Source organism: Bradyrhizobium sp. 62B (genome assembly GCF_030272265.2).
In the GTDB taxonomy this organism is placed as follows: domain Bacteria; phylum Pseudomonadota; class Alphaproteobacteria; order Rhizobiales; family Xanthobacteraceae; genus Bradyrhizobium.
Window position 1 is genome coordinate 1,502,975 of sequence record NZ_CP092841.2, and the last position, 19,220, is coordinate 1,522,194.

At 65.7% G+C, this 19,220-nt stretch carries 21 protein-coding genes and 1 pseudogene; 13 read left to right on the top strand and 9 right to left on the bottom strand.

What is annotated here, in order from left to right; genetic code table 11:
* Positions 1 to 36 precede the first annotated feature (36 nt).
* The 3 genes from ML401_RS07205 to ML401_RS07215 all read right to left on the bottom strand — a co-directional run bounded on the left by ML401_RS07205 (position 37) and on the right by ML401_RS07215 (position 2,577).
* Entirely contained in the window at positions 37 to 849 is an 813-nt protein-coding gene (locus ML401_RS07205) for a class I SAM-dependent methyltransferase (protein ID WP_285811039.1), read from the bottom strand.
* Positions 850 to 925: 76 nt separating this feature from the next.
* Complete coding sequence (locus tag ML401_RS07210; protein WP_194406333.1) at positions 926 to 1,462, bottom strand: VOC family protein; 537 nt, start codon at positions 1,460 to 1,462, stop codon at positions 926 to 928.
* 107 nt (positions 1,463 to 1,569) lie between these two features.
* Complete coding sequence (locus ML401_RS07215; protein WP_285811042.1) at positions 1,570 to 2,577, bottom strand: tripartite tricarboxylate transporter substrate binding protein; 1,008 nt, start codon at positions 2,575 to 2,577, stop codon at positions 1,570 to 1,572.
* A 165-nt stretch (positions 2,578 to 2,742) separates the two neighbouring features.
* Here ML401_RS07215 and ML401_RS07220 point away from each other — a divergent pair, with 165 nt between their 5' ends.
* Genes ML401_RS07220 through ML401_RS07230 form a run of 3 tightly spaced genes read left to right on the top strand, consistent with a single transcriptional unit; the run spans position 2,743 to position 4,826 of the window.
* Positions 2,743 to 3,441 (top strand): TetR/AcrR family transcriptional regulator, encoded by a 699-nt coding sequence (locus ML401_RS07220; RefSeq protein ID WP_285811044.1) that lies wholly within the window; start codon positions 2,743 to 2,745, stop codon positions 3,439 to 3,441.
* Positions 3,419 to 3,979: a carboxymuconolactone decarboxylase family protein gene (locus ML401_RS07225; RefSeq protein ID WP_211419672.1), complete on the top strand. Its 561-nt coding sequence runs from the start codon at positions 3,419 to 3,421 to the stop codon at positions 3,977 to 3,979. Before ML401_RS07220 ends, ML401_RS07225 begins: the two co-directional genes overlap by 23 nt.
* Position 3,980: 1 nt before the next feature.
* Entirely contained in the window at positions 3,981 to 4,826 is an 846-nt protein-coding gene (locus ML401_RS07230; RefSeq protein WP_285811047.1) for an SDR family NAD(P)-dependent oxidoreductase, read from the top strand.
* A 46-nt stretch (positions 4,827 to 4,872) separates the two neighbouring features.
* Here the strand turns inward: ML401_RS07230 and ML401_RS07235 are convergent, their stop codons facing one another.
* Genes ML401_RS07235 through ML401_RS07250 form a run of 4 tightly spaced genes read right to left on the bottom strand, consistent with a single transcriptional unit; the run spans position 4,873 to position 7,441 of the window.
* Positions 4,873 to 5,409 carry a DoxX family protein gene (locus ML401_RS07235; RefSeq protein WP_194406337.1) on the bottom strand — a complete coding sequence of 179 codons (537 nt, stop codon included), beginning with the start codon at positions 5,407 to 5,409 and terminating at the stop codon, positions 4,873 to 4,875.
* Positions 5,409 to 6,185, bottom strand: a complete 777-nt coding sequence (locus ML401_RS07240) for a DUF2063 domain-containing protein (protein ID WP_285811049.1) — start codon at positions 6,183 to 6,185, stop codon at positions 5,409 to 5,411. Before ML401_RS07240 ends, ML401_RS07235 begins: the two co-directional genes overlap by 1 nt.
* A complete protein-coding gene (locus ML401_RS07245; RefSeq protein ID WP_285811050.1) occupies positions 6,175 to 7,092 on the bottom strand; it encodes a DUF692 domain-containing protein in 918 nt (305 codons plus the stop codon). The genes ML401_RS07240 and ML401_RS07245 overlap by 11 nt, the downstream gene beginning before the upstream one ends.
* Before the next feature lie 43 nt (positions 7,093 to 7,135).
* On the bottom strand, positions 7,136 to 7,441 hold the full coding sequence (locus ML401_RS07250) for a DUF2282 domain-containing protein (protein WP_194406340.1): 306 nt from the start codon (positions 7,439 to 7,441) through the stop codon (positions 7,136 to 7,138).
* Between the two features lie 312 nt (positions 7,442 to 7,753).
* On the opposite strand from ML401_RS07250, the gene ML401_RS07255 reads away from it, so the two are divergent.
* The 3 genes from ML401_RS07255 (at position 7,754) to ML401_RS07265 (ending at position 11,879) form a co-directional block, all read left to right on the top strand.
* Positions 7,754 to 9,850, top strand: coding sequence for an adenylate/guanylate cyclase domain-containing protein (locus ML401_RS07255; protein WP_285811052.1), 2,097 nt, complete (start codon positions 7,754 to 7,756; stop codon positions 9,848 to 9,850).
* Positions 9,851 to 9,963: 113 nt separating this feature from the next.
* Complete coding sequence (locus tag ML401_RS07260) at positions 9,964 to 10,548, top strand: HutD family protein (protein WP_259219081.1); 585 nt, start codon at positions 9,964 to 9,966, stop codon at positions 10,546 to 10,548.
* A 137-nt stretch (positions 10,549 to 10,685) separates the two neighbouring features.
* On the top strand, positions 10,686 to 11,879 hold the full coding sequence (locus tag ML401_RS07265) for an adenylate/guanylate cyclase domain-containing protein (RefSeq protein ID WP_285812638.1): 1,194 nt from the start codon (positions 10,686 to 10,688) through the stop codon (positions 11,877 to 11,879).
* A gap of 11 nt (positions 11,880 to 11,890) precedes the next feature.
* Here the strand turns inward: ML401_RS07265 and ML401_RS07270 are convergent, their stop codons facing one another.
* Positions 11,891 to 12,508: a TetR/AcrR family transcriptional regulator gene (locus ML401_RS07270; RefSeq protein ID WP_285811055.1), complete on the bottom strand. Its 618-nt coding sequence runs from the start codon at positions 12,506 to 12,508 to the stop codon at positions 11,891 to 11,893.
* A 76-nt stretch (positions 12,509 to 12,584) separates the two neighbouring features.
* Here ML401_RS07270 and ML401_RS07275 point away from each other — a divergent pair, with 76 nt between their 5' ends.
* From ML401_RS07275 to ML401_RS07300, 6 genes and pseudogenes are all read left to right on the top strand, one after another.
* Positions 12,585 to 13,061, top strand: a complete 477-nt coding sequence (locus ML401_RS07275) for a redoxin domain-containing protein (RefSeq protein ID WP_211419665.1) — start codon at positions 12,585 to 12,587, stop codon at positions 13,059 to 13,061.
* Between the two features lie 27 nt (positions 13,062 to 13,088).
* Positions 13,089 to 13,763 carry an SDR family NAD(P)-dependent oxidoreductase gene (locus tag ML401_RS07280; protein WP_285811058.1) on the top strand — a complete coding sequence of 225 codons (675 nt, stop codon included), beginning with the start codon at positions 13,089 to 13,091 and terminating at the stop codon, positions 13,761 to 13,763.
* Positions 13,726 to 14,667 carry a DMT family transporter gene (locus tag ML401_RS07285; protein ID WP_211419663.1) on the top strand — a complete coding sequence of 314 codons (942 nt, stop codon included), beginning with the start codon at positions 13,726 to 13,728 and terminating at the stop codon, positions 14,665 to 14,667. Before ML401_RS07280 ends, ML401_RS07285 begins: the two co-directional genes overlap by 38 nt.
* A gap of 134 nt (positions 14,668 to 14,801) precedes the next feature.
* Complete coding sequence (locus ML401_RS07290; RefSeq protein ID WP_285811061.1) at positions 14,802 to 15,596, top strand: adenylate/guanylate cyclase domain-containing protein; 795 nt, start codon at positions 14,802 to 14,804, stop codon at positions 15,594 to 15,596.
* A gap of 870 nt (positions 15,597 to 16,466) precedes the next feature.
* Positions 16,467 to 17,570: pseudogene (locus ML401_RS07295) on the top strand (diguanylate cyclase domain-containing protein); the annotation flags it as partial.
* Between the two features lie 116 nt (positions 17,571 to 17,686).
* A complete protein-coding gene (locus tag ML401_RS07300; RefSeq protein WP_285811063.1) occupies positions 17,687 to 18,430 on the top strand; it encodes a bifunctional diguanylate cyclase/phosphodiesterase in 744 nt (247 codons plus the stop codon).
* Between the two features lie 24 nt (positions 18,431 to 18,454).
* Here the strand turns inward: ML401_RS07300 and ML401_RS07305 are convergent, their stop codons facing one another.
* Entirely contained in the window at positions 18,455 to 18,730 is a 276-nt protein-coding gene (locus tag ML401_RS07305; RefSeq protein WP_259219076.1) for a hypothetical protein, read from the bottom strand.
* 273 nt (positions 18,731 to 19,003) lie between these two features.
* Between ML401_RS07305 and ML401_RS07310 the strand changes: the two genes are divergently transcribed.
* Positions 19,004 to 19,216: a hypothetical protein gene (locus ML401_RS07310; RefSeq protein ID WP_194406351.1), complete on the top strand. Its 213-nt coding sequence runs from the start codon at positions 19,004 to 19,006 to the stop codon at positions 19,214 to 19,216.
* The last annotated feature ends 4 nt before the right edge of the window (positions 19,217 to 19,220 follow it).

The following is a 19,220-nucleotide window of genomic DNA, read 5'->3' on the forward strand; positions in this document are numbered from 1 at the left end:
AGAGGTGAACGAGCCGCGGCGCTTCCGCTCCAGCACCTACAGTCGCGCTTCGATCACGATAGCCTGAATCTTGCCTTCGACCGGTCCGGAGCCGTGACGCGTGCGGATCGTCTCGGCGACGATGTCGGTCGCGGCCTGCAGCTTGCCGGCGTCCCTTGCCTCGATCTCGCTGCGCAGCGGCGTGCCCTGGCAGAGCGCGAGCGCCACGTATTCGGGCGACGGCGCCCGGCTGATTTCAGATCGCGTCTCGATCGCGATGTCGCGGAAGCCGGCACGTTCGAGGTCGGTTCTGATGACGGCCTTGTCGTAATAGCCGTGCGGCGTGCGGACCATGAAGCGCGGCGGGTCGTCGGGAAACAATTTTGCGAGCGCGATCGTCGCCTCGTGCGTCAGCACATTGTCCTCGATGCGATCCCAGACGTTGAACACGAACGTGCCATCGCCTTTCAGGACTCGTTTCACCTCGCCGTAAGCCTTGACCCGGTCCGGAAAGAACATCGCGCCGAACTGGCAGCAGACGACATCGAACCCGGCATCGCCAAAGGGCAGGGCCATCGCGTCCGCCTGCTGCCAGCTGATGCGATCGTCGTCCGCCTGACGCTGCGCGGCGACGCCAAGCATCGGTTCGTTGAGATCGGTCGCAACGTAACGGATGCCAGAGGGCAGCGCCGCCGCCACGGCGCGCGTCACGGCGCCGGTGCCCGCGGCGATCTCGAGCAGCATGGACGGCGAGCGCGCGGCGACGCGTCTTGCGATGTCGTCCGCGTAGACGGAGAAGATCATCGGGACGAGATACTCGTCGTAGATCTTCGGAATCGAGCCGGCGAAAACCTTGTCAGTGTCGGACATGTCAGCCTCGCTGCAGGTTCGGATGCGAGGCGCATGTTACACGGATTGTCGGCAATCGCGCCAGCGGCGAGGGCTCCTACGGCTTGGTGACGACCTCACGGATCGGCCGCGTGCCGTCCCAGGTCAGAGCCGCCTGCCGGACCTTCTCGAAGAACGGACCCTTGGTCCCGCTGATGTCCGAAATCTCGATCACCGTGCCCGGATGGGCCTGCGTGTCGAAATAGGCAAAGCGCCCCTTCTCGCCGCCGATCTGACCCTCATGGCCGATCCGGTAACCGAGCCCGATCGCCTTGTCGTAGAGCGCCTGGTAGTCGTGGCTCCAGTAGGACATGTGCTGGAGGCCTTCGTGGCCGGCGTTCAAGAACTCCCTGTACAGCGAAGGCGCGTCGTTGCGCTGCTGGATCAGCTCGATCTGGAGGTCGCCGGAATTGGCGAGCGCAATGCTCATCTCGACGGCAGAGTCCTGGCCGCGATGGCGAAACCAGTCGGTCTTGACGCGGTCCATGTAGTACCAGGGACCGACGCCCATCACCTCGATCCAGTGCTTCATCGCGGCGTGGATGTCCCGCACCACATATCCGTTCTGGCGCACCGCGCCGAAGATGCGGCTCATGCCCGCGCTCCTGTTCTCTGCCCATTCGCCGCGAGACGGGACCTCATCCTGAGGGCCCGCCGCAGGCGGGCGTGTCGAAGGATGGCCGCGCCCGAGCTGCCACTTCCTCACTTCACCTCGATGCCGGCGTCCTTGGCAACCTGCTTCCAGGCCGCGATGTCGTGGGCGTTGATGTCGCGCTGCTCCTCGCCGGGCACGAATTGCGGCGTGATGCCGAGTGCGAGCAGCTTTCCCTTCACCAGATCATCGCCGAGCGCCTCCTTCAGCGCGGCCGACAGCCTCTGCGCGATCGGCGCAGCGAGGCCCGCGGGCGCATACATCGCCCAGGACAGGCTGCGGTCGAACGGCACGCCCTGCTCCTTGTAGCTGGCGACATCAGGCATGCTCGGCGAGCGCTCGCCGCAGGCGGCCAGCGCCTTGATCGAGCCGTCCTTGACGAGCGGCGTCGCTGTCGCGACATCGAGCGTCGCGAGCGAGATGTGGCCGCCGAGCAGGTCGCCGGCCAGCTTCGCGATGCCGTTGAACGGCACGTGGTCCATCTTGATGCTGGTCTGCTGCATCAGGATCTCGGCGCAGAATTGCCCGGTCGAGCCGACGCCCCAGCTGCCGTACTGGATCGGCTCGCCCTTCTTGGCCAGCGCGACCAACTCCTTGATGTCGTTGGCGGCAAAGTTCCTGGTTGCGACCAGCATGATCGAGGACGTCCCGACGCGGCCGATGGTGGTGAAATCCTTGATCGGATCGTAGGGCAGCTTTGGATAGATCGCGGGGGCCAGCACATGCGTGGTCATGCCGCCGACGGTGATGGTGTAGCCGTCATTTGGCGAGGTCGCGACCATCTGCGTGCCGAGCGTGCCGGCCGCACCGGTGTGGTTCTCGATATAGATGCTCTGTCCGAGCGTCTTGCCCATCCTGTCCGCGAGCAGCCGGCCGACCACGTCGCCGCCGCCGCCGGCCGCATAGGGCAACAGCATCCGGATCTTGTGCGTGGGATAGGCGGCGGGATCCTCGGCGTATGCAGGCATTCCCGCAGACGCGATCAGCAGTGAGGATGCGACGAAGCGAAGCGTCATGGTGATTTGCCACGCGGGCAAAAAGCGGGCGAGGCGTGCCATGGCGTTGTCTCCCAATTGCTCTCCGCTTATCGAGCGGAGTTGAATGCCACCCGCACATGCAGCGCCGTCGCTGCATCGCGGCCGAGGATCGTCGCATACGACATGAAAGACGAACGATCGTTCGTACGGTTGACTAGCGAACGATCGTTCGTTAGTCAAGCCATCATGGCTGTCCACACCTCCAACGCGGCGGAAGCGGCCGCGCCCACGACGCGGGAGCGCATCCTCACCGAGGCGCTCAATCTGTTCGCGCAGAGCGGCTATGGCGGCGCCTCGATGCGCGAGCTGGCGCGTCGCGTCGGCATCCGCGAGAGCAGCCTCTACAACCACTTTCCCGGCAAGGCCGCGATCCTAGAAGCGATCGTCAGCGAGCATGGCCCGGCGAGTTCGGCGAGTCGGCTGGAGGAGCCGCGCTACAGGCAGCTCGCGCGCCAGCCCGCCGCGTTCTGCCGTCAGTTCGCACTCGACCTCGTCGAGCAATGGTCCGATGCGCGCGAGCACCAGTTCCAGAAGGTCATCACCGCCGAGCGCAACCGCGTCCCCGGCATCCGCGCCAAATTCGCCGACCATTTCTACGCGCGCGAGCAGAGCCTGATGACCGACTATTTCCGCGGCTTCGCGCTCGCCGGCCTCGTATCGACGCCGGATCCGCGCGAGACCGCGCGGCTGTTCGCGGCAGGGCTGATCTATATCCGTCTCGAGCATTACGTGATGGGCGCGGCGCCTTCGCCGCGGGCCAAGGTGATCGAGGCGATCGACCGCTATCTCGCCTTCTTCCTGTCGCTGATTGCGGCAGGCAATGACACCGACAACAAGAAGCGAAAGCCAAAGGGAGAGACGCGTGGCAAGGCTGCCCCTGATTGATCCGGAGACGACGAGCGGCGACATCCGCGCCTCGTTCGACCGCATGCCGGTCAAGCTCAACATCTTCCGCATGATGGCCCATGCCGAGGCCAACATGATCCCGGCGATGCGGCTCGGCAATTCGATCCTGCACAAGCAGAAGCTCTCTGCCGTCAACCGCGAGCTGCTGATCCTGCAAGCCGCCCAGCTGGAGGGCGGCGCCTATGAGTGGCGCCAGCACGTGCCGATCGCGCTCGGCGTCGGCTGCACGCAGGCGCAGGTCGATGCGGTGGAGCGCGGCGACTACGATGCTGTCGCACTAAATGAGGCGGAGCGCGCGCTGCTGACATTCGGCCGCGAGGTCGTCGAGAACGTCCGCGTCCCCGAGGCCATCTTTGCTGCCGCCCGAAAACACTTCAGCGACCAGGAGATCGTGGAGTCCATCGTCGCGCTCGGCTTCTACATGATGATGGCACGCGTCACCGAGGCAACCGAAACCGATCTCGATCCTGCAGCCGGCATGAAGGTCTATGACGGCGGCAGGAAATCAGGCGGTTGAGATGGCTGACACCGAGAGCAAGCCGGACCGCTATGTTCGGCCTCCGAGCGCCGAGTCATCAGGCGCCGCGCCGGGCAGGGGGCGACTGAAGGGGCGCCGCATCCTCGTCGTCGGCGGCGGCCAGCGCGTGTTCGATGCCGCCACCGATCCGATCGGCAACGGACGCGCCATGAGCATTCTGTGTGCACGCGAGGGTGCGAAGGTCGCGGTCGCCGACCTCAATCGCACTTCGGCGGAAGAGACGGTGAAGCGCATCACCGACGAAGGCGCAGAGGCCTTTGCCATTGCCGCCGATGTCACGTCGGAAGCGGATGTCGTCCGCATGATCGAAGAAGCTCACCGCGCCATGGGCGGCCTCGACGGTATGGTGCTGAACATCGGCACCTTCGGCAAGACCGGCCTCGATGCCGTCAGCCCCGAGGAGTGGAACCGGATCTACGACGTCAATGTCCGCGGCCCTATGTTGTGCTGCCGCGCAGGCTTGCCGAAATTCGACGATGGCGGCGCCATCGTCTTCATCTCCTCGATCGCCGCGCTGAAGGCGGGATCGCAGATGGCGGTGTATGATTCGTCGAAAGCCGCGCTCGGCGGCCTGATGCGCAACATCGCCCATCTCGGATCGCGCCGGGGCATCCGGGCCAACCTCGTCTATCCAGGTCTCGTCGACACCCCCAACGGCCGCGAAGCCGGCGCCGGACGGCCGAATCGCGGCAAGGGCCACGTTCCGTTCGGTCGCCAGGCCACGGCGTGGGAGATTGCCTATGCCGTGCTATTCTTCCTGTCCGACGAAAGCGTCTACGTCACCGCGCAAACGCTCGCGGTGGATAGCGGATTGAGCGGGATGTGAGGCCTGTAGCCCGGATGGAGCGCAAGCGTAATCCGGGACCGCAGCATCATCCCACGAGCTGCCCCGGATTGCGCTGCGCTCCATCCGGGCTACGAATGCGGCAGAGCAAATGATCGAGCGAGACATTCCCGGGTCCGTACGCCATGAGGGCCAGTGCCATCGCGGCCCAGGTGAGGTGGATCGGCCAGCCGTCGGGCACCGTGAGCTCGACGATGACGGTCATGAACAAAAGTCCAAGCCCCGCGAATCGTGTGCCGAGCCCGAGCACGAGCAGGATCGGAAACATGATCTCGCCGCAGCCTGACAGGAACGCCATCAGCGTCGGCGCGGGGAAGTGATAAGGCCCGCCCGGCAGATGCAGCATGAACTCCTCGCTGAACAGCGTCACGGCGGTGTCGTTGAGCCTGAGGAATCCGCCCCATTTGAGCATGCCGGAACGCCAGAACGGCACCGCCAGCGCGAGGCGCAGCACGAGCAGGACGAGCGAGGGGGTGGCAAGGGTCTGGATCAGGTGATTGGCCCGGTCGATGAGCAGCCAGGGGGACGGCAGGCCGCCGCTCGCCATGCGTTGGTCCGTGATCATCATGCGTCTCCAGCAGCAGAGGTGAATGCACCGGCTTCGATCAGGCCGGTGATGTTCGAGGCGATGTCGAAGTCGGGCGATGCATCCAGTGCCGTCGCGGCAGCTTCGCCGAGCGGTTGGCCGGATGCGAGGCAAGCGGCAAAGACGGCGCCGACGGGCGGAAGGTGCCGCACCACGACGTCGAATTCGGGTCGCGTGATCAATGCGTCCTCCGGCCGGGACGCATCGATGCGCGCGGTAGGAGTGCTGCCGCGATTGGCGGCGAAAATCGTCACCGCGGAGAATTGCGAACGAACGATCCGCATCGCCGGGTGCGGGATGAAGACGGTATCCGCCAGATGCGCGGGGGCAATCGCGGACAACCGGGCCCGGGACAGCGGCGCGGCGTCGCGCGCATGATAGGCGTCGAGCCAGGCCCGCTCGATGCGGGCGACGTCGGCGAGCCAGGGCATATCTTGGGCATGCTCATAGGCTTCGATGAAATCCGGAAAGTTGCGGCCATACTCGAACAGCAGCGGCGAGCTCGGCGGATGGCTGCGCACATGAAAGCGCGCCATGGCCCGGAAGAAGTCGGTGCCGGTGATGCGCTGCACCGCCGGATAGATCGCGGCCAGCGCCTCGATCAGGCTGACGGTGACGTTGTTGCGGTAGACGTCGTAGCGCCGGCCGGCGGCCTTGCCGTTTGGTCCGGTCACGATCCCCGGCGTCTTGCGCGTCGGATCCAGCAGCGCCGGCGCGAACGCAGCGGCGAACGACAAGCCGGCTTCAGGCTGCATGACGCTCTCCTGCCATTGCTGTGGTCTGATGGCGATCAAGGATCGCCTGTGCGGCAAGGGCTTCCGCCTGCAGCACCGGCCAGTCCGGAATCTTGCTGTCCCATTCGATCAGCGTCGGCACCGCGCCGCGGCGACCGATCACCAGTTCGTAAAGCCTCCAGACGGCGTCCGCGACCGGGCCGTCATGGCTGTCGATCAACAGCAGATCGCCTTCGTCGTCGGCCTGCTCGGCATGGCCGGCAAGGTGAATTTCCTCGACGCGCGACAGCGGGAAATCCGCGAGATAGTCGAGCGCGGAACTGCCGTGATTGGTGGCGGAGACGAACACATTGTTGACGTCGAGCAGCAGCCCGCAGCCGGTGCGCTCGGCGACGGCGCGAATGAACTCGGTCTCGCGCATCGAGGATTCGCGGAAGGCGACGTAGGTCGACGGGTTTTCCAGCAGCAGCGGACGACGGATCGCCTCCTGCACCTGGTCGATGTGGTCGCAGACGCAAGCCAGCGTCGCTTCGGTATAGGGCAGCGGCAACAGATCGTTGAAGAAGCTGGCCTCATGGGTCGACCAGGCCAGATGCTCGGACACCAGCGCCGGCTGATAACGCGCGACGAGGCCGCGGAAGCGCGCCAGATGCGCCTTGTCGAGTGGCCGCGGCCCGCCGATCGACATGCAGACGCCATGCAGCGACAGCGCATGGTCGCGGCGGATCGCCTCCAGCGCGCGATGCGGCGGGCCGCCGTCGCCCATGTAGTTCTCGGCGTGGACTTCGAAGAAGCCACGCCGAGGTCCGGCCTCGAGGATATCGGAGAGATGCTCGGGCTTGAAGCTCGTCCCGGCAACGCCGCCGATGGGCGTCGGATAGCGGAGCGGCATGGCTGCTCGTCGGGCGGGGTTGATCACCGTGCTCATCGTGCTGCTCCGTTCATCCTTGCCGGCGAGGTCGCGCCGGCTGTTAGACCGGCTTGAGCGAGCCCTTCTTGCCGCCCGGCAGGTCGATGCTGGTGCAGGTGCCGCCCTGCACGAATTTCCAGGCGTTGCCCTGGAAGTCGACCGTCGAAGTGCCCTGGCAGGTCGTGCCCGGTCCCGCCGCGCAATCGTTCTGGCCCTTCAGCGCGACGCCGAAGCACTTCTCCTTCTTGGCGGCGACGGCGGCCTCGGCCTCGGCCTTGGTCAGCGGGCCGGCTGCAGCGAGGGTCGCGAGCGCGGTCGAGACGGCGCCGGCGAGGACGAGCGAGGTGACGACGTGTTTGGCAGACATCGGGATTCTCCTGTTCGAGATGGCATCGCCTGGCAGGCGATGCGCGTATGGTCTCCTTCGCTGCGCGCGCAGCCGGCGTTACCGCAGGCCGCTCACGAACCCGTGAGACCGATTGGATCGGGCGCACCGCCGGTGCGCTTGGGCTGGCATTAGCGGGCAATCGTCCGCCCAAAGCCAATGCCTGGGGTCTATCGACACGGTAGCCACCGGGCATTGGCGGCGCCGCCCCGTTTCCTGCCAGACGTAACGGGCGAGCGCCGGCGGCGTAGAGCAATGTCAGTGGCTCGCGTGGACCGGCAGGCGAAGAGGGCGATGAACCTTGATCCCGAACGACGGCTTCGTGCGATCGCAAGGCTGACGGTCAGCATCCGCCTCGCGGTGTCCGCGCTGGTCCTGGCTGCGATCCTGCTGACGGCCGCGCTCTCCAGCCTGCTCTGGTGGCGCACGGCGGAGGCGACCAGCCGGCAGCTCGCCTCGACCATCAACGAGCAGATCGTGGCGGCGGTGCGCAAGGAGGTGTCGGCCATCGTCGACGAGGCGCGCGCCGCGCACACCGCGATCCGCACGCTGTTCCTGCAGAACGTGCTCGACACCCGCGAGGCCGACAAGCGCGAGTTCGTGTTTCTCTCGCAATTGCAGTCGCAGGCGACGATCTCCTGGGTCGCCTTCGGCTGGCCCGACGGCTCCTTCTTCGCCGCGCACAAGCTCGGCGATCGCCGCCTGGAGATGATGGAGATCTCGCTGACCGATCATCCCGGCCAGCGCCGCGTCGATGAATATGATGTGGTGCCCGGCGACATCGAATTCGCCAATCGCCGCTTCGAGCCGACCTCATTCCATGTCGCCGATCAGGCCTGGTTCAAGGCCGGACTCGACGCGAACGATCCGCAATGGTTCAGGGTGATGGACCACGCGACCGGCGAGCGGCCGTCGATAGCCTTTGCCGGCCCGATCGACGTCTATCAGGAGCGGCAAGGCGTTCTGGCCGTCATCATCGAATACACCAGGCTTGCCCGTTTTCTCTCGCAGCTCGAGGTCGGGCGCACCGGGACCGCCTTCATCGTCGATGACAGCGGCGAATTGATCGCGGCGCCGGACAAGGAGGCCGACGAGCTCCATCCGGCGCGTGGCGACACGACGCTGCTGCCGCTGGCGCGGCTGGCGCTCGACAAGGCGGGGGAGGCCGGCCGCAAGGAGGCCTGGCGAAGCCGGCTGACGTCCGGCGGCGCAGCCTATGAGGTTGCGCTGACACCGCTGCCGTTTGCGGGCTGGTCGCTCGCGACCGTGATCCCGGAGGCCGAATTTCTCGGGCCGGTCGAGACGACGCTGCGGCGCCTGATCCTCGGCCTCGCCGTCGGCGCCGTGCTCGCGGCGCTGGCCTCGGCGATGCTGGCGCGGTCCGTCATTGCTGCGCCGCTGTCGCGCGTCGTCGGCGAGCTCCGCCACGTCGAAGCCTTCGCGCTGGAGCAGGTCCGTCGCCATCCCTCCAGGCTGAAGGAGATCGCGAGCCTGTCCGGTGCGATCGCCGAGATGGCGTCCGGCTTGTCCGCCTTCCGCAAGTTTATTCCGGCCGATCTGGTGCGCGACCTGCTGCGCCAGGGCGTCGAGGCGAGGCCCGGCGGCAGCGTCCAGGAGCTCAGCGTGATGTTCATCGACATTGCCGGCTTCACCGGCCTGTCCGAGCGGCTGGGCGACCGCGTGGTGCCGCTGCTGTCGCGCTATCTCGACGTCACCTCGGAGATCATCGTTGCCAATGGCGGCACCATCGACAAGTTCATCGGCGACGCCGTGATGGCGTTCTGGGGCGCGCCGCAGTCGCAGGACGATCACGCCGCGCGCTGCTGCCGCGCGGCGCTCGCCTGCCGCAGGGCGATGGAGGAGTCCGGCCTCGCCGACGATCTCGGCCAGCCGCTCCAGATCCGCATCGGCATCAATTCGGGCCGCATGCTGGTCGGCAATATCGGCTCGGAGCTGCGGCTGAACTACACCGTGATCGGCGATGCCGTGAACGTCGCAAGCCGGCTCGAAGGCGCCAACAAATCCTACGGCACGCAGATCCTGATCGGCGAGACGACCGAACGTCTGGCGCGCGGCGCCGTCATCACGCGCGAGGTCGACAGCATCGCGGTCTACGGACGGGAGGAGGGACTCTCCGTCCACGAACTGATCGGGATGGTGAACGAGGGCGCCATCGACGGCGCGGCAATCGGCTGGATCGCGGATTACGAGCGTGGCCTTGCTGCCTATCGCACACGGCACTTTGCCCAGGCGCTCGCAGATTTCGAAGCCGTGTTGAAGCGGCGCGGCCACGATCGCCCCGCCGAGCTGATGCGCGAGCGCTGCCGGCAGCTCATATCGGCTGCGCCGGACGTCGCCTGGCGGGCGGTGGCGACACTGACGTCGAAATAGCAGCGTCGGTATCGGCCGGCATCCCATGGCGCCTGCGAAGCAGTTGGCAAAGTCGCTCGATCGCGCGCATGATGGGCTGGATAACACGGCCCACCTGAGATTCCCGAACAGACATGAAGATCACGTTGCTGAGACCGAAAGACTACACCCGCTCGCCCTGGAAGAACGGCGGCGGCATCTTCACCGACATTGCGGGTGCCTGGCGCGCTGACGCGGTGGCGAAGGATTGGAGCAGCCTGCTCTGGCGCCTTGCCTCCACGCCGATCGTGGCGCCCGGCCCGTTCTCCCATATGCCCGGCATCGACCGGCTCCAGATGGTCGTCAACGGGCGTGGGCTGGTGCTGAAGTCGCCCACGCAGGAGTTCGACGAGCGTGAACCTTTTACGACCGTGCGCTTCACCGGCGAGATGGAGATCGTAACCGCGCTCGAAGAGGGGCCGGTCGAGGTCGTCAACCTGATGGCCCGGCGCGGCGCGGCGGAGATCGAACTCGTGGCGCTTCGCGAGCCCGGCACGCGGCAGCTTGTCGCCGGCACACATCTGGTTTACGCCGCGCGCGGCGATTGCCGCGTCCGCCTCAATGACGAGGAGTTCTCGCTTTCGCATGAAGACACGCTGAAAGTGGAGCTCACCGCGGCGTCGAAGCTCGCGTTTGTGTCAGGGCTGGCGGTGCTGGGATCGATTCGGCTCATCGGCTAGCCGGCGATGGCCCCGGCCATCCGATGCGCATAATCCATGCAAATGGCTAGGTTGACGCGGCGAAGCCGGAGCACGATATCTGTCCTGATGCAGACCGCCGCGCAAGACGCGCAAGACACGATATGAACGGGCAGGATATGACCGCGCCAGACCACAATCCCCCCGCCACATTGTCCGACGGCGTCATTGGCTGGCTGACCAACGGCACGCGCGACGAGCGCTTCATCGACAACATTTTTGCCGAGATGTGCATCCGCCTCCAACAGGCCGGCATTCCGCTCGCGCGGTCGACGCTCCATGTCCGCATCCAGCACCCGCAATGGCTGGGGGCCCGCATCATGTGGTCCGACGGCAAGCGCGAGGCCGAGATTTCGCGGGTCGACTTCGATGTGCAGCAGCGCTCCGAATATATCGGCAGCGCCGCCCACGAGATATTCGAGGGGGCGGCCGAAGTGCGCGAGAATCTCGAACGTGATCCGTCGCTCGGCCGCAAGCATGCGCTCTATGACGAGATGCGCGCGAAAGGCCTGACCGACTACGTGGCCTGGCCGCTGCATCACACGCTCGGCAAGCGGCATCTCGTCACCTTCGCGACCGATCGGCCCGGCGGTTTCGACGATGCGCATGTCGCCGCCCTCAAGAACGTGTTGCCGGTGCTGGCGCTGGTCAGCGAGATCCGCGTCAAGAATCGCCTGGCGCGGACGCTGCTCGAGACCTATGTCGGCTCCCATGCCGGCGAGCTCATCCTGGCCGGGGCGACCCGGCGCGGCACCGGCACGACGGTGCGCGCTGCGATCATGATCTGCGACCTCAGGGATTTCACGAAGATTTCCGACAACTGGCCGCGCGACGACGTCATCGATCTGCTCAACGACTATTTCGACGCGATGTCGGAGCCGATCGCGCGGCACGGCGGCGAGATCCTGAAATTCATCGGCGACGGCCTGCTCGCCATCTTCCCGCTGAGCCAGCCCAATGCCTGCGCCAACCTGCTGCATGCCGTGACCGAGGCCCGGCAGGCCATGGCCGCCCTGAACGAGCGGAACAAGACGACCAGCCGCGCGCCGCTGAATTACGGCATCGGCGTCCATGTCGGCGACGTCATGTACGGCAATATCGGATCGAGCAGCCGGCTCGACTTCACCGTGATCGGCCCGGCCGTCAACATGGCCTCCCGGCTCGAAGCCCTCACCAAGAAGTTGGGACGAACGGTGCTGCTGTCACGCGACTTTGCGGAGCTGGTGCAGCCGAAGTTCGAGCTGGAGCACGTCGGTCAGCACGAGGTGCGCGGCTTCAGCGATCCGATCGAGCTGTTTGCCTATCAGGGCTGAAGCGGTCATTGCTAAAGCTCGAGGCGCGCGGCGACATGCTCGATCGCCATATCCAGCGCCAACTCCAGAGGCCTTGTCGAGCGCAAGGTTTGTGCGAGCAGAAGTCCTCCTTGCAGGCTGGCGAGCATCGCCTCTGAAAGCGCCTTCAGATCGCCGGTCGGCTTCTTCCCGGCCCGCGTCTGCATTCTCGCGAATGCCGCTTCGAAATAGCCAGCCCAGCGCGCAAAGCTCTCCGCCAGCGCTGCGCGCGTGCGCGGCGTCTCCGAGAGTTCGGCCGCCAACGAGCCGAGCGGGCAACCGCCTGCGCAATTGGTTCGGTCCGTCAGCTCGACCACCGCGTCGCGCCAGCGGCGAAGCCCGGTGAGGGAATTAAGCTTTTGCAACAGGCCCTCGTGAGTTCCCAGCACGCACTCAGCCTGCCGCTGGATCACCGCCAGCACGAGCTCATCCTTGTCGGCGAAGTAGTGATAGACCTGCGATTTGCTGGCCTTGCTGGCCTCGATCACCGCATCGATCGTCGTGCTTGCGACGCCTCGCTTGCGCACGAGCGCGGTTGCCGCATCGACGATGCGCGCGCGTGTTGCCGCGCCCCGTGCCGTCTTGGGCATTGCAGTCACGTTTTCGTTCATGGCTTTCACCGTACTTGACAGCAAATGGGCTGGCAAGTAATTGGACTAAATAGTCCACTTTTTCGAGAAGACAAGAATGTCCCGTCTCAACAATGGCGATGCCTTTCCGGTTCTGACGCTCGATACGGTCGCCGACGGCGCCGTTTCGGTCGCGCCCCACCTGTCAGGCCACTACGGCGTGGTTCTGATGTACCGCGGGTCGTGGTGCCCCTATTGCAATGCGCAGCTTTCGGCCTTTGCGCGCGCGAAGGAGAAGCTCGACGAGCTCGCAATCAAAGTCATTGCCATGTCCGTCGACGACAAGATCGACGCAGCGACGCTAGTCGAAAAGCATCGGCTGAACTTTGCGGTCGGCTATCGCGCCGATGTCGATAGGATCGCTGCGGTGACCGGAGCCTATGTCAACGAAAGCCCGCGCTATCTGCAATCCACCGGCTTTGTTCTCGACCCAATGGGAAGGGTGATCACGGCCGTCTATTCCAGCGGCGCGATCGGACGGCTCGTCGCCGAGGACGTCATCGGCTTCGTCCGTTACGTGAAATCCAAGGCGTGACGCCGACTGAAATCAGGAGACCCGCACATGACCACAAATGAGATCGCCATTGTTGTTGGCGCGGGTGCCGGGTTGGGCAACGCGCTCGTTGCGCGCTTTGCGGATGAGGGCATGCGCGTGGCTGCGGTCTCGCGCAGTGGCGGTGCGGGCGAGCCCCAACGCGATCTGGTTCGCCGTTACTCTTGCGATGCCACGGACGCTGAGCAGGTCAAATTGGTGTTCGAACGCGTGCGGGGCGAACTTGGACCGCCAGCCCTTGTCGTGTTCAACGTCGGCATATGGGATCGCGGAGGAATCCTCGACATTTCCGAGGCTTTGTTCGAGCAGGCGTGGCGCACGGGGTGCTTTGCCGGGTTCTTGGTCGGGCGTGCCGCGGCGACGTCCATGTTGGAGAGCGGAGGCGGAACGATCATTTTCTCCGGTGCAACCGGATCGGTCCGCGGCGGCGCCGGATTTGCGGCGTTTGCCTCTCCGAAATTCGCCCTGCGCGGGCTGGCACAGGCAATGGCTCGCGAGCTGGGCCCAAAGAGCATTCATGTGGCCCACGTCATCCTCGACGGCATGATCGCGCAGGAGGACGATTCCTCGGAGACCCTGCTTCAGCCTGCGGCGATCGCACAGAGCTATTATCAGTTGCACCGGCAGGCCCGCAGCGCGTGGACCCATGAGCTCGACCTGCGGCCGTCCAGTGAAAAATTCTAGATCGCCGACCGCCGCAGCAATCCGTGCCGTCGCCCCAAAGCCGCGCGACTGGCTGTTACTGCTGTCCCTGGTGTTGATTTGGGCCGTCAGTTGGCCGGCCATCAAGATTGGTGTCGGACAGATTCCACCGATCTGGTATGGCTTTCTGCGTTATGCGATCGCGGCGCTCATCCTGTTCGCAGTGCTGGTTGCGCGAGGTGAGCTTGCGTTGCCGCCGCCCGCTGATGTCCCCTTCGTCGTCATTTCGGGCGCGCTTCAAATGGCGGCGTATTCGGCGCTCACCGGTCTCGCCCTGACGATCCTGCCGCCGGGGCGCGCGTCCGTGCTGGCCTTTGCCACACCTATCGTGGTCGCGCCGCTTGCGGCCTGGCGGCTGGGTGAAGATCTGGGGCCGAAGGCGGTGGCGGGCGTGTTGGTCGGATGTGCAGGAACTGCCGTTATCGCCTCGCCGTCCTTTGCCGTCCTCGGCAGGCAAACCCTGGCCTACGCGATGCTGATGGGCGCCGCAACGGCGTGGGCCATCACCATCGTGACCGTACGGGGGCGTCGCTTCACCTCTTCGGCGTTGAGCCTTGCCCCTTGGCAAATGCTCATCGCGGCAATCCTGCTCCTTCCCATCGCGATCTCTGTCGAGGGAGCCCCGCCAACAATATCGCCGCTTGGCGCGGCCACGCTCCTCTACGTAGCACCGATCGCAACCGCGTTCGCCTATTGGGCCGTGGTCGAGGCCGGCCGTCGCTTTGCCGCTAGCACCATGTCGATGGCGCTGTTGGCGACACCGAGCGTGGGGCTACTGATTTCCGCATGGGTGCTGAAGGAGCCGATCAATGCTTCTCTCGTCGCGGGGGTGGCACTGACCGCGATCGGAATCCGTCTGACGATTGCGCCGACGCGGAGAGGATGATCGACGAGGTCCAGGTCGACTGCGAGCCGTTGCTCGGGGAGGGCGCACGGCAGTTGGTCTGTTGCCAACGCTGAAATGTGCAACTACGCTTCGCCCTCGGCCAGTCCCAAGGACCTACGATCAGCTGCACCTACATGCCAAAATTCCTGCGCATCGGAGTCCTTCAGTCGAACGTGTCGGGATACACGTCGAAGGCGTGGTGCGTCCGGCGCGCTGGCTCGGTGGTCTTCCTGAAGTGGGGCGCCGTCGAGGTCCATGGCGCCGGCGACGGGCGAAGGGTCTATTGGACGCGCCTGCCGCAGGAGAAGACGGTTCGCTGCGGCACGGTGCAGCGCGCCCAGGACTATGCCAAGGCCGCGATCGCCCGGCGCCGCAGTCATCGCTATGAACCGCTGGCCGGACCGATCGCGGCCCGGCGCCCGTCGGCCGCGCGCAGCGCCGAGCTCAAGCAGGCGCTCGCCACCATCCTGATCGTCGATATCGTCCGCTCCACCGAAAAGGCCGCGAAGCTCGGCGATGCGCGGTGGACGAAAATCATGGGCCACTATTACGCGGCGGTCCGCAAGGAGTTGAAGAGCACGCGCGGCAAGGAAGTGGTGACGACCGGCGACGGCGTGCTGGCGACATTCAAGGCGCCGGCATCCGGCATCCGTTGCGCGACCGCGATCCAGAAGGCCGTGCGCACGCTGGGGCTCGACATCAGGGTCGGGCTGCATGCGGGCGAGTATAGCGTGAGCGGGGGCGAGATGGTCGGTCTTGCCTTCCACATCGGCACGCGCGTCGCCGCCAAGGCGCGCGCCGGCGAGGTCCTGGTCTCGAGCGCGGTCAAGGACCTGATGGCGCGATCCGAGATCCGCTTCAGGGACCACGGCGTGCACCAACTCAAGGGCGTTCCGGCGCGGTGGCGGCTGTACCGGGTCGAGGATTGAGTGGAACCGACGAAGCCCCCGCGCCGCGCGCGGAACTCGTTGACGCGACTGGCTTCTTCGGATTCGCGATCGCCGCGTTAAGGCCGGAGACACCAAGTGCCTTTACGGGTCCTTCGCCTCTCTGTCCTAGCCTTTGACGTGGCTGGGACAATCTCGATGGGTTTCTTCACGCGGCTTGGTGACGCTTTCGCGATCGGTGATACGACCGATCCGCTTGGCCGTTCGCTGCTCGTCGAGCAGTTCCGCGTGCTCCGCGAGCAGGTGCCGGTGCTTTATGCCGCGCTTCTGGTCAACAGCATCAGCGTAGGGCTGCTGCTTCCGGACACGGTCTCGGCATGGCTGCGATTTGCCTTGCCAGCCGCTCTGCTGGCGGCCTGTCTGTTTCGGCTGGCCCAGTGGCTCCGGCTGAAGAAGGCCGATTTCACCGCCGAGGAAGCGTACCGGGAGCTCGCAAAGGTTCGTCTCGCCACCATGGTGCTCAGCTCCAGCTTCGTGATCTGGATCCTCGCGCTGTTCATGGTGGTCGATCCCGGCCTGCGCGTGTCGGTCTCCCTGCTGCTCTTCATGGGCTGCGTCGGAACGGCTTACTGCCTCGGCAGCTTCCCGCCGTCGTCCCGGCTGACGATGCTGATCGCGGGTGCACCGATCGCGACGCTGCTGCTGCTCTCCGGCGACGGGATGCTGGTCTCGGTCGGAATCAATCTGCTGGCGCTGCTCGTCCTGCTCGCCCGAATGATCAACACCAATTTCCGCTCCTTCGTGAATCTGGTCGAGACGCACGGACGGCTGTCCGAAGAGGGTGACCGCGCCCGGGCCGCAGAGCAGATTGCGACCGCGTTCGCGGAGCGCTTCGACAGGGCGCTCAACAACATGTCTCAGGGCCTCTGCTTCTTCGACGACGACCAGCGCCTGATCGTCTGCAACCGGCAATATCTCGAGGTCTACGATCTCGATCCGAAACTGGTCCGGCCGGGCATGAAGCTGAACGACATCGTCGATCTCCGCTATTCGGCCGGCAGCGCACCGAAGATGTCGAAGCAGGACTATCTGGCCTGGCGCAACAGCGATCCGGTGATCGCTGCGAACTCGGATACGACCGTGGAATTGACCAACGGACGGATCGTGCGGATCCGGCATCGCCCGATGGAGGGGAAGGGCTGGGTCGCGACCCACGAGGACATCACGGAGCGCCATCGCACCGAAAGAGCACTCGCGGAGGCGGAAGCCTCTTTCCGCCTGCTCTTCGAAGAGAACCCGCTTCCGATGTGGGTGGTCGATGCGAAGACGCGCCGGCTCATCGCCGTGAATGGTGCGATGTGCCGGCATTACGGCTATTCCCGCCAGGATCTCCTTGCGCTGTCCGAGCATCAGCTCGCCTATGGCGAGCAGCAAGCCGGCGCCGAGCGCGACTGCGAATTGCACAGGACCGCCGGCGGCGAGGCGATCGAGGTCGTGATCGAATCCCGGCCGCTCGCCTATGAGGGACAGTCCGCCCATGTCTGCGTCGCCTTCGACGTGACGGAGCGCAATCGGGCGCAGCAGAGGGTGAGCTATCTCGCGTGTCACGATGCGCTGACGGAACTGCCCAACAGGGCCGCTCTGGACCAGCATCTCGGCGCGGCGATCGAACGCGCGGAGATCACCGACAGCCCCTTCGCCGTGCTCTGCATCGATCTCGATCACTTCAAGGCGATCAACGACCGCTTCGGCCATGCCGTCGGCGACGCCGTGCTTTGCGAGGCCTCACGGCGCCTGCAGGACGCCGCGCAAGGATCCTACGTGGCGCGCGTCGGCGGCGACGAGTTCATCGGCATCATCGACCGGTCGCCGCTGCCGGCAACGGCAGAGCTGCTCGCCACCAGGATGCGGGCTCAGTTCGAGCACCCGATCGAGGTCGACGGCCATGCGCTGAAGATCGATCTCTGCGTCGGCATCGCGCTGTATCCGAGAGACGCCGACAATTCCGTTTCCCTGCTTGCGAACGCGGATGCCGCGCTGTATCGCGCCAAGCACGACGGCCGGGGAGCCTTCCGCCTGTTCACCAGCGCGATGGACCAGCAGCTGCGGGATCGCCGCGCACTGGAGCACGATTGCGCAATGCCGTCGAGCGCGGCGAGCTCTATCTGGAGTATCAGCCGCAGCAGCATCGGGACGGCACGCTCATGGCCTATGAGGCGCTGGTGCGCTGGCGGCATCCGGTGCGCGGGATCATTCCTCCGGGCGAGTTCATTCCGATCGCGGAGCAGAGCGGCTCCATCGCGCAGATCGACGACTGGGTCTTGATGGAAGCGTGCCGGGAGGCGGCGTCATGGGATCAGCCGCTCCGGGTGGCCGTCAACGTCTCCGCGGCGCAGTTTCGTCGGGAAAACCTCGACGGCCAGGTCCGCAGGGCGCTGCGGGACAGCGGGCTTCCGGCCGCGCGTCTCGAGCTCGAAATCACCGAAGGCGTCCTGATCGAGGACATGCCGCGCGCCAAGAGGACGATGCAATCGCTCAAGGCGCTGGGCATCCTGATCGCGCTCGACGATTTCGGAACCGGCTATTCGTCGCTGTCGTACCTCGAAGCGTTTCCGCTGGACCGCATCAAGATCGATCGATCCTTCGTCGCCTCGCTCGGCCAGAGCGAGCGATCGCTGGCCATCGTACGGGCCGTGATCGGCCTCGCCCACGGGCTCGGCGTGCCGGTCCTGGCGGAAGGTATCGAGACCAACACGCAGATGTCGCTCCTGATCCAGGAAGGCTGCGACGAGATGCAGGGATATCTGATCGGGCGGCCCAGCAGCCTCGTGCCGTCCAGGCCCGGCAAGAACGCGCGAAGGCGAGCGGCATCCTGAACGGCGATCGCGGCGCAGAGCGCTCTAGCCGTCCGGACCGGTCCGGTCGCATTTCGGGCATCGGCCGTCCGCGGCGCTCGCGAGCTGGTGGCCGATTTCTTCCCTGAGGGCGTCGGCCTCGAACGGCGTCCCGTCGCTCTTCTGGATTCGCTTGGCGCGTTCGTAGGCATGGCTCTCGGCAGCGTCGTCGCCGACGCGGATGATGACCTCATCATGGAAAGGGCAAGCTATGGTCGCACGCGTCGTCTCGAGCGCGTAGCGCACGGCCGCGGAGAGATCGTCGAGATGGGCGGACATCATGGCTGCTCTCCTGGTCGAGGCGGTCCCGATGGTGGCCTGTTGCTTGCGGGCGTGCCTGCTCTGTCCAGCGGCTAGCCCTTCTTCCGAAGCGGCGCCCGGAGTGCCTAGGAGTCCGGGCCCCGCTTCGTGCGGCACCGGGCGACAGCGCGCCTGATGCCACCTCGAGCATAGGCGCGGCCGGATGGCTCGCATTGACCCATCGCAAACCTGGGAAAGCTCCGTAGGGAATCGTCCGGAATTTCGCCGACGGCGGTTCCGGAGGATAAGAGGAGCATGCACCGCCAGATCCTCTTCAGGTGCCCGCGCACCGGCATAAACGTCCAGCATCGGATCGATGACGAGCGATCCGAGAGTTCGGCGTCGGCCGACAGTTATGTGCCCGTGCGATGCCCGGCCTGCATGTCGCTGCACTTCGTCAACAGCGCAACCGGCAGGCTGCTGAATGAGCGACATGCGCAGCCCGCCGCGAGGCCGCGTTCCGCCTGATCCG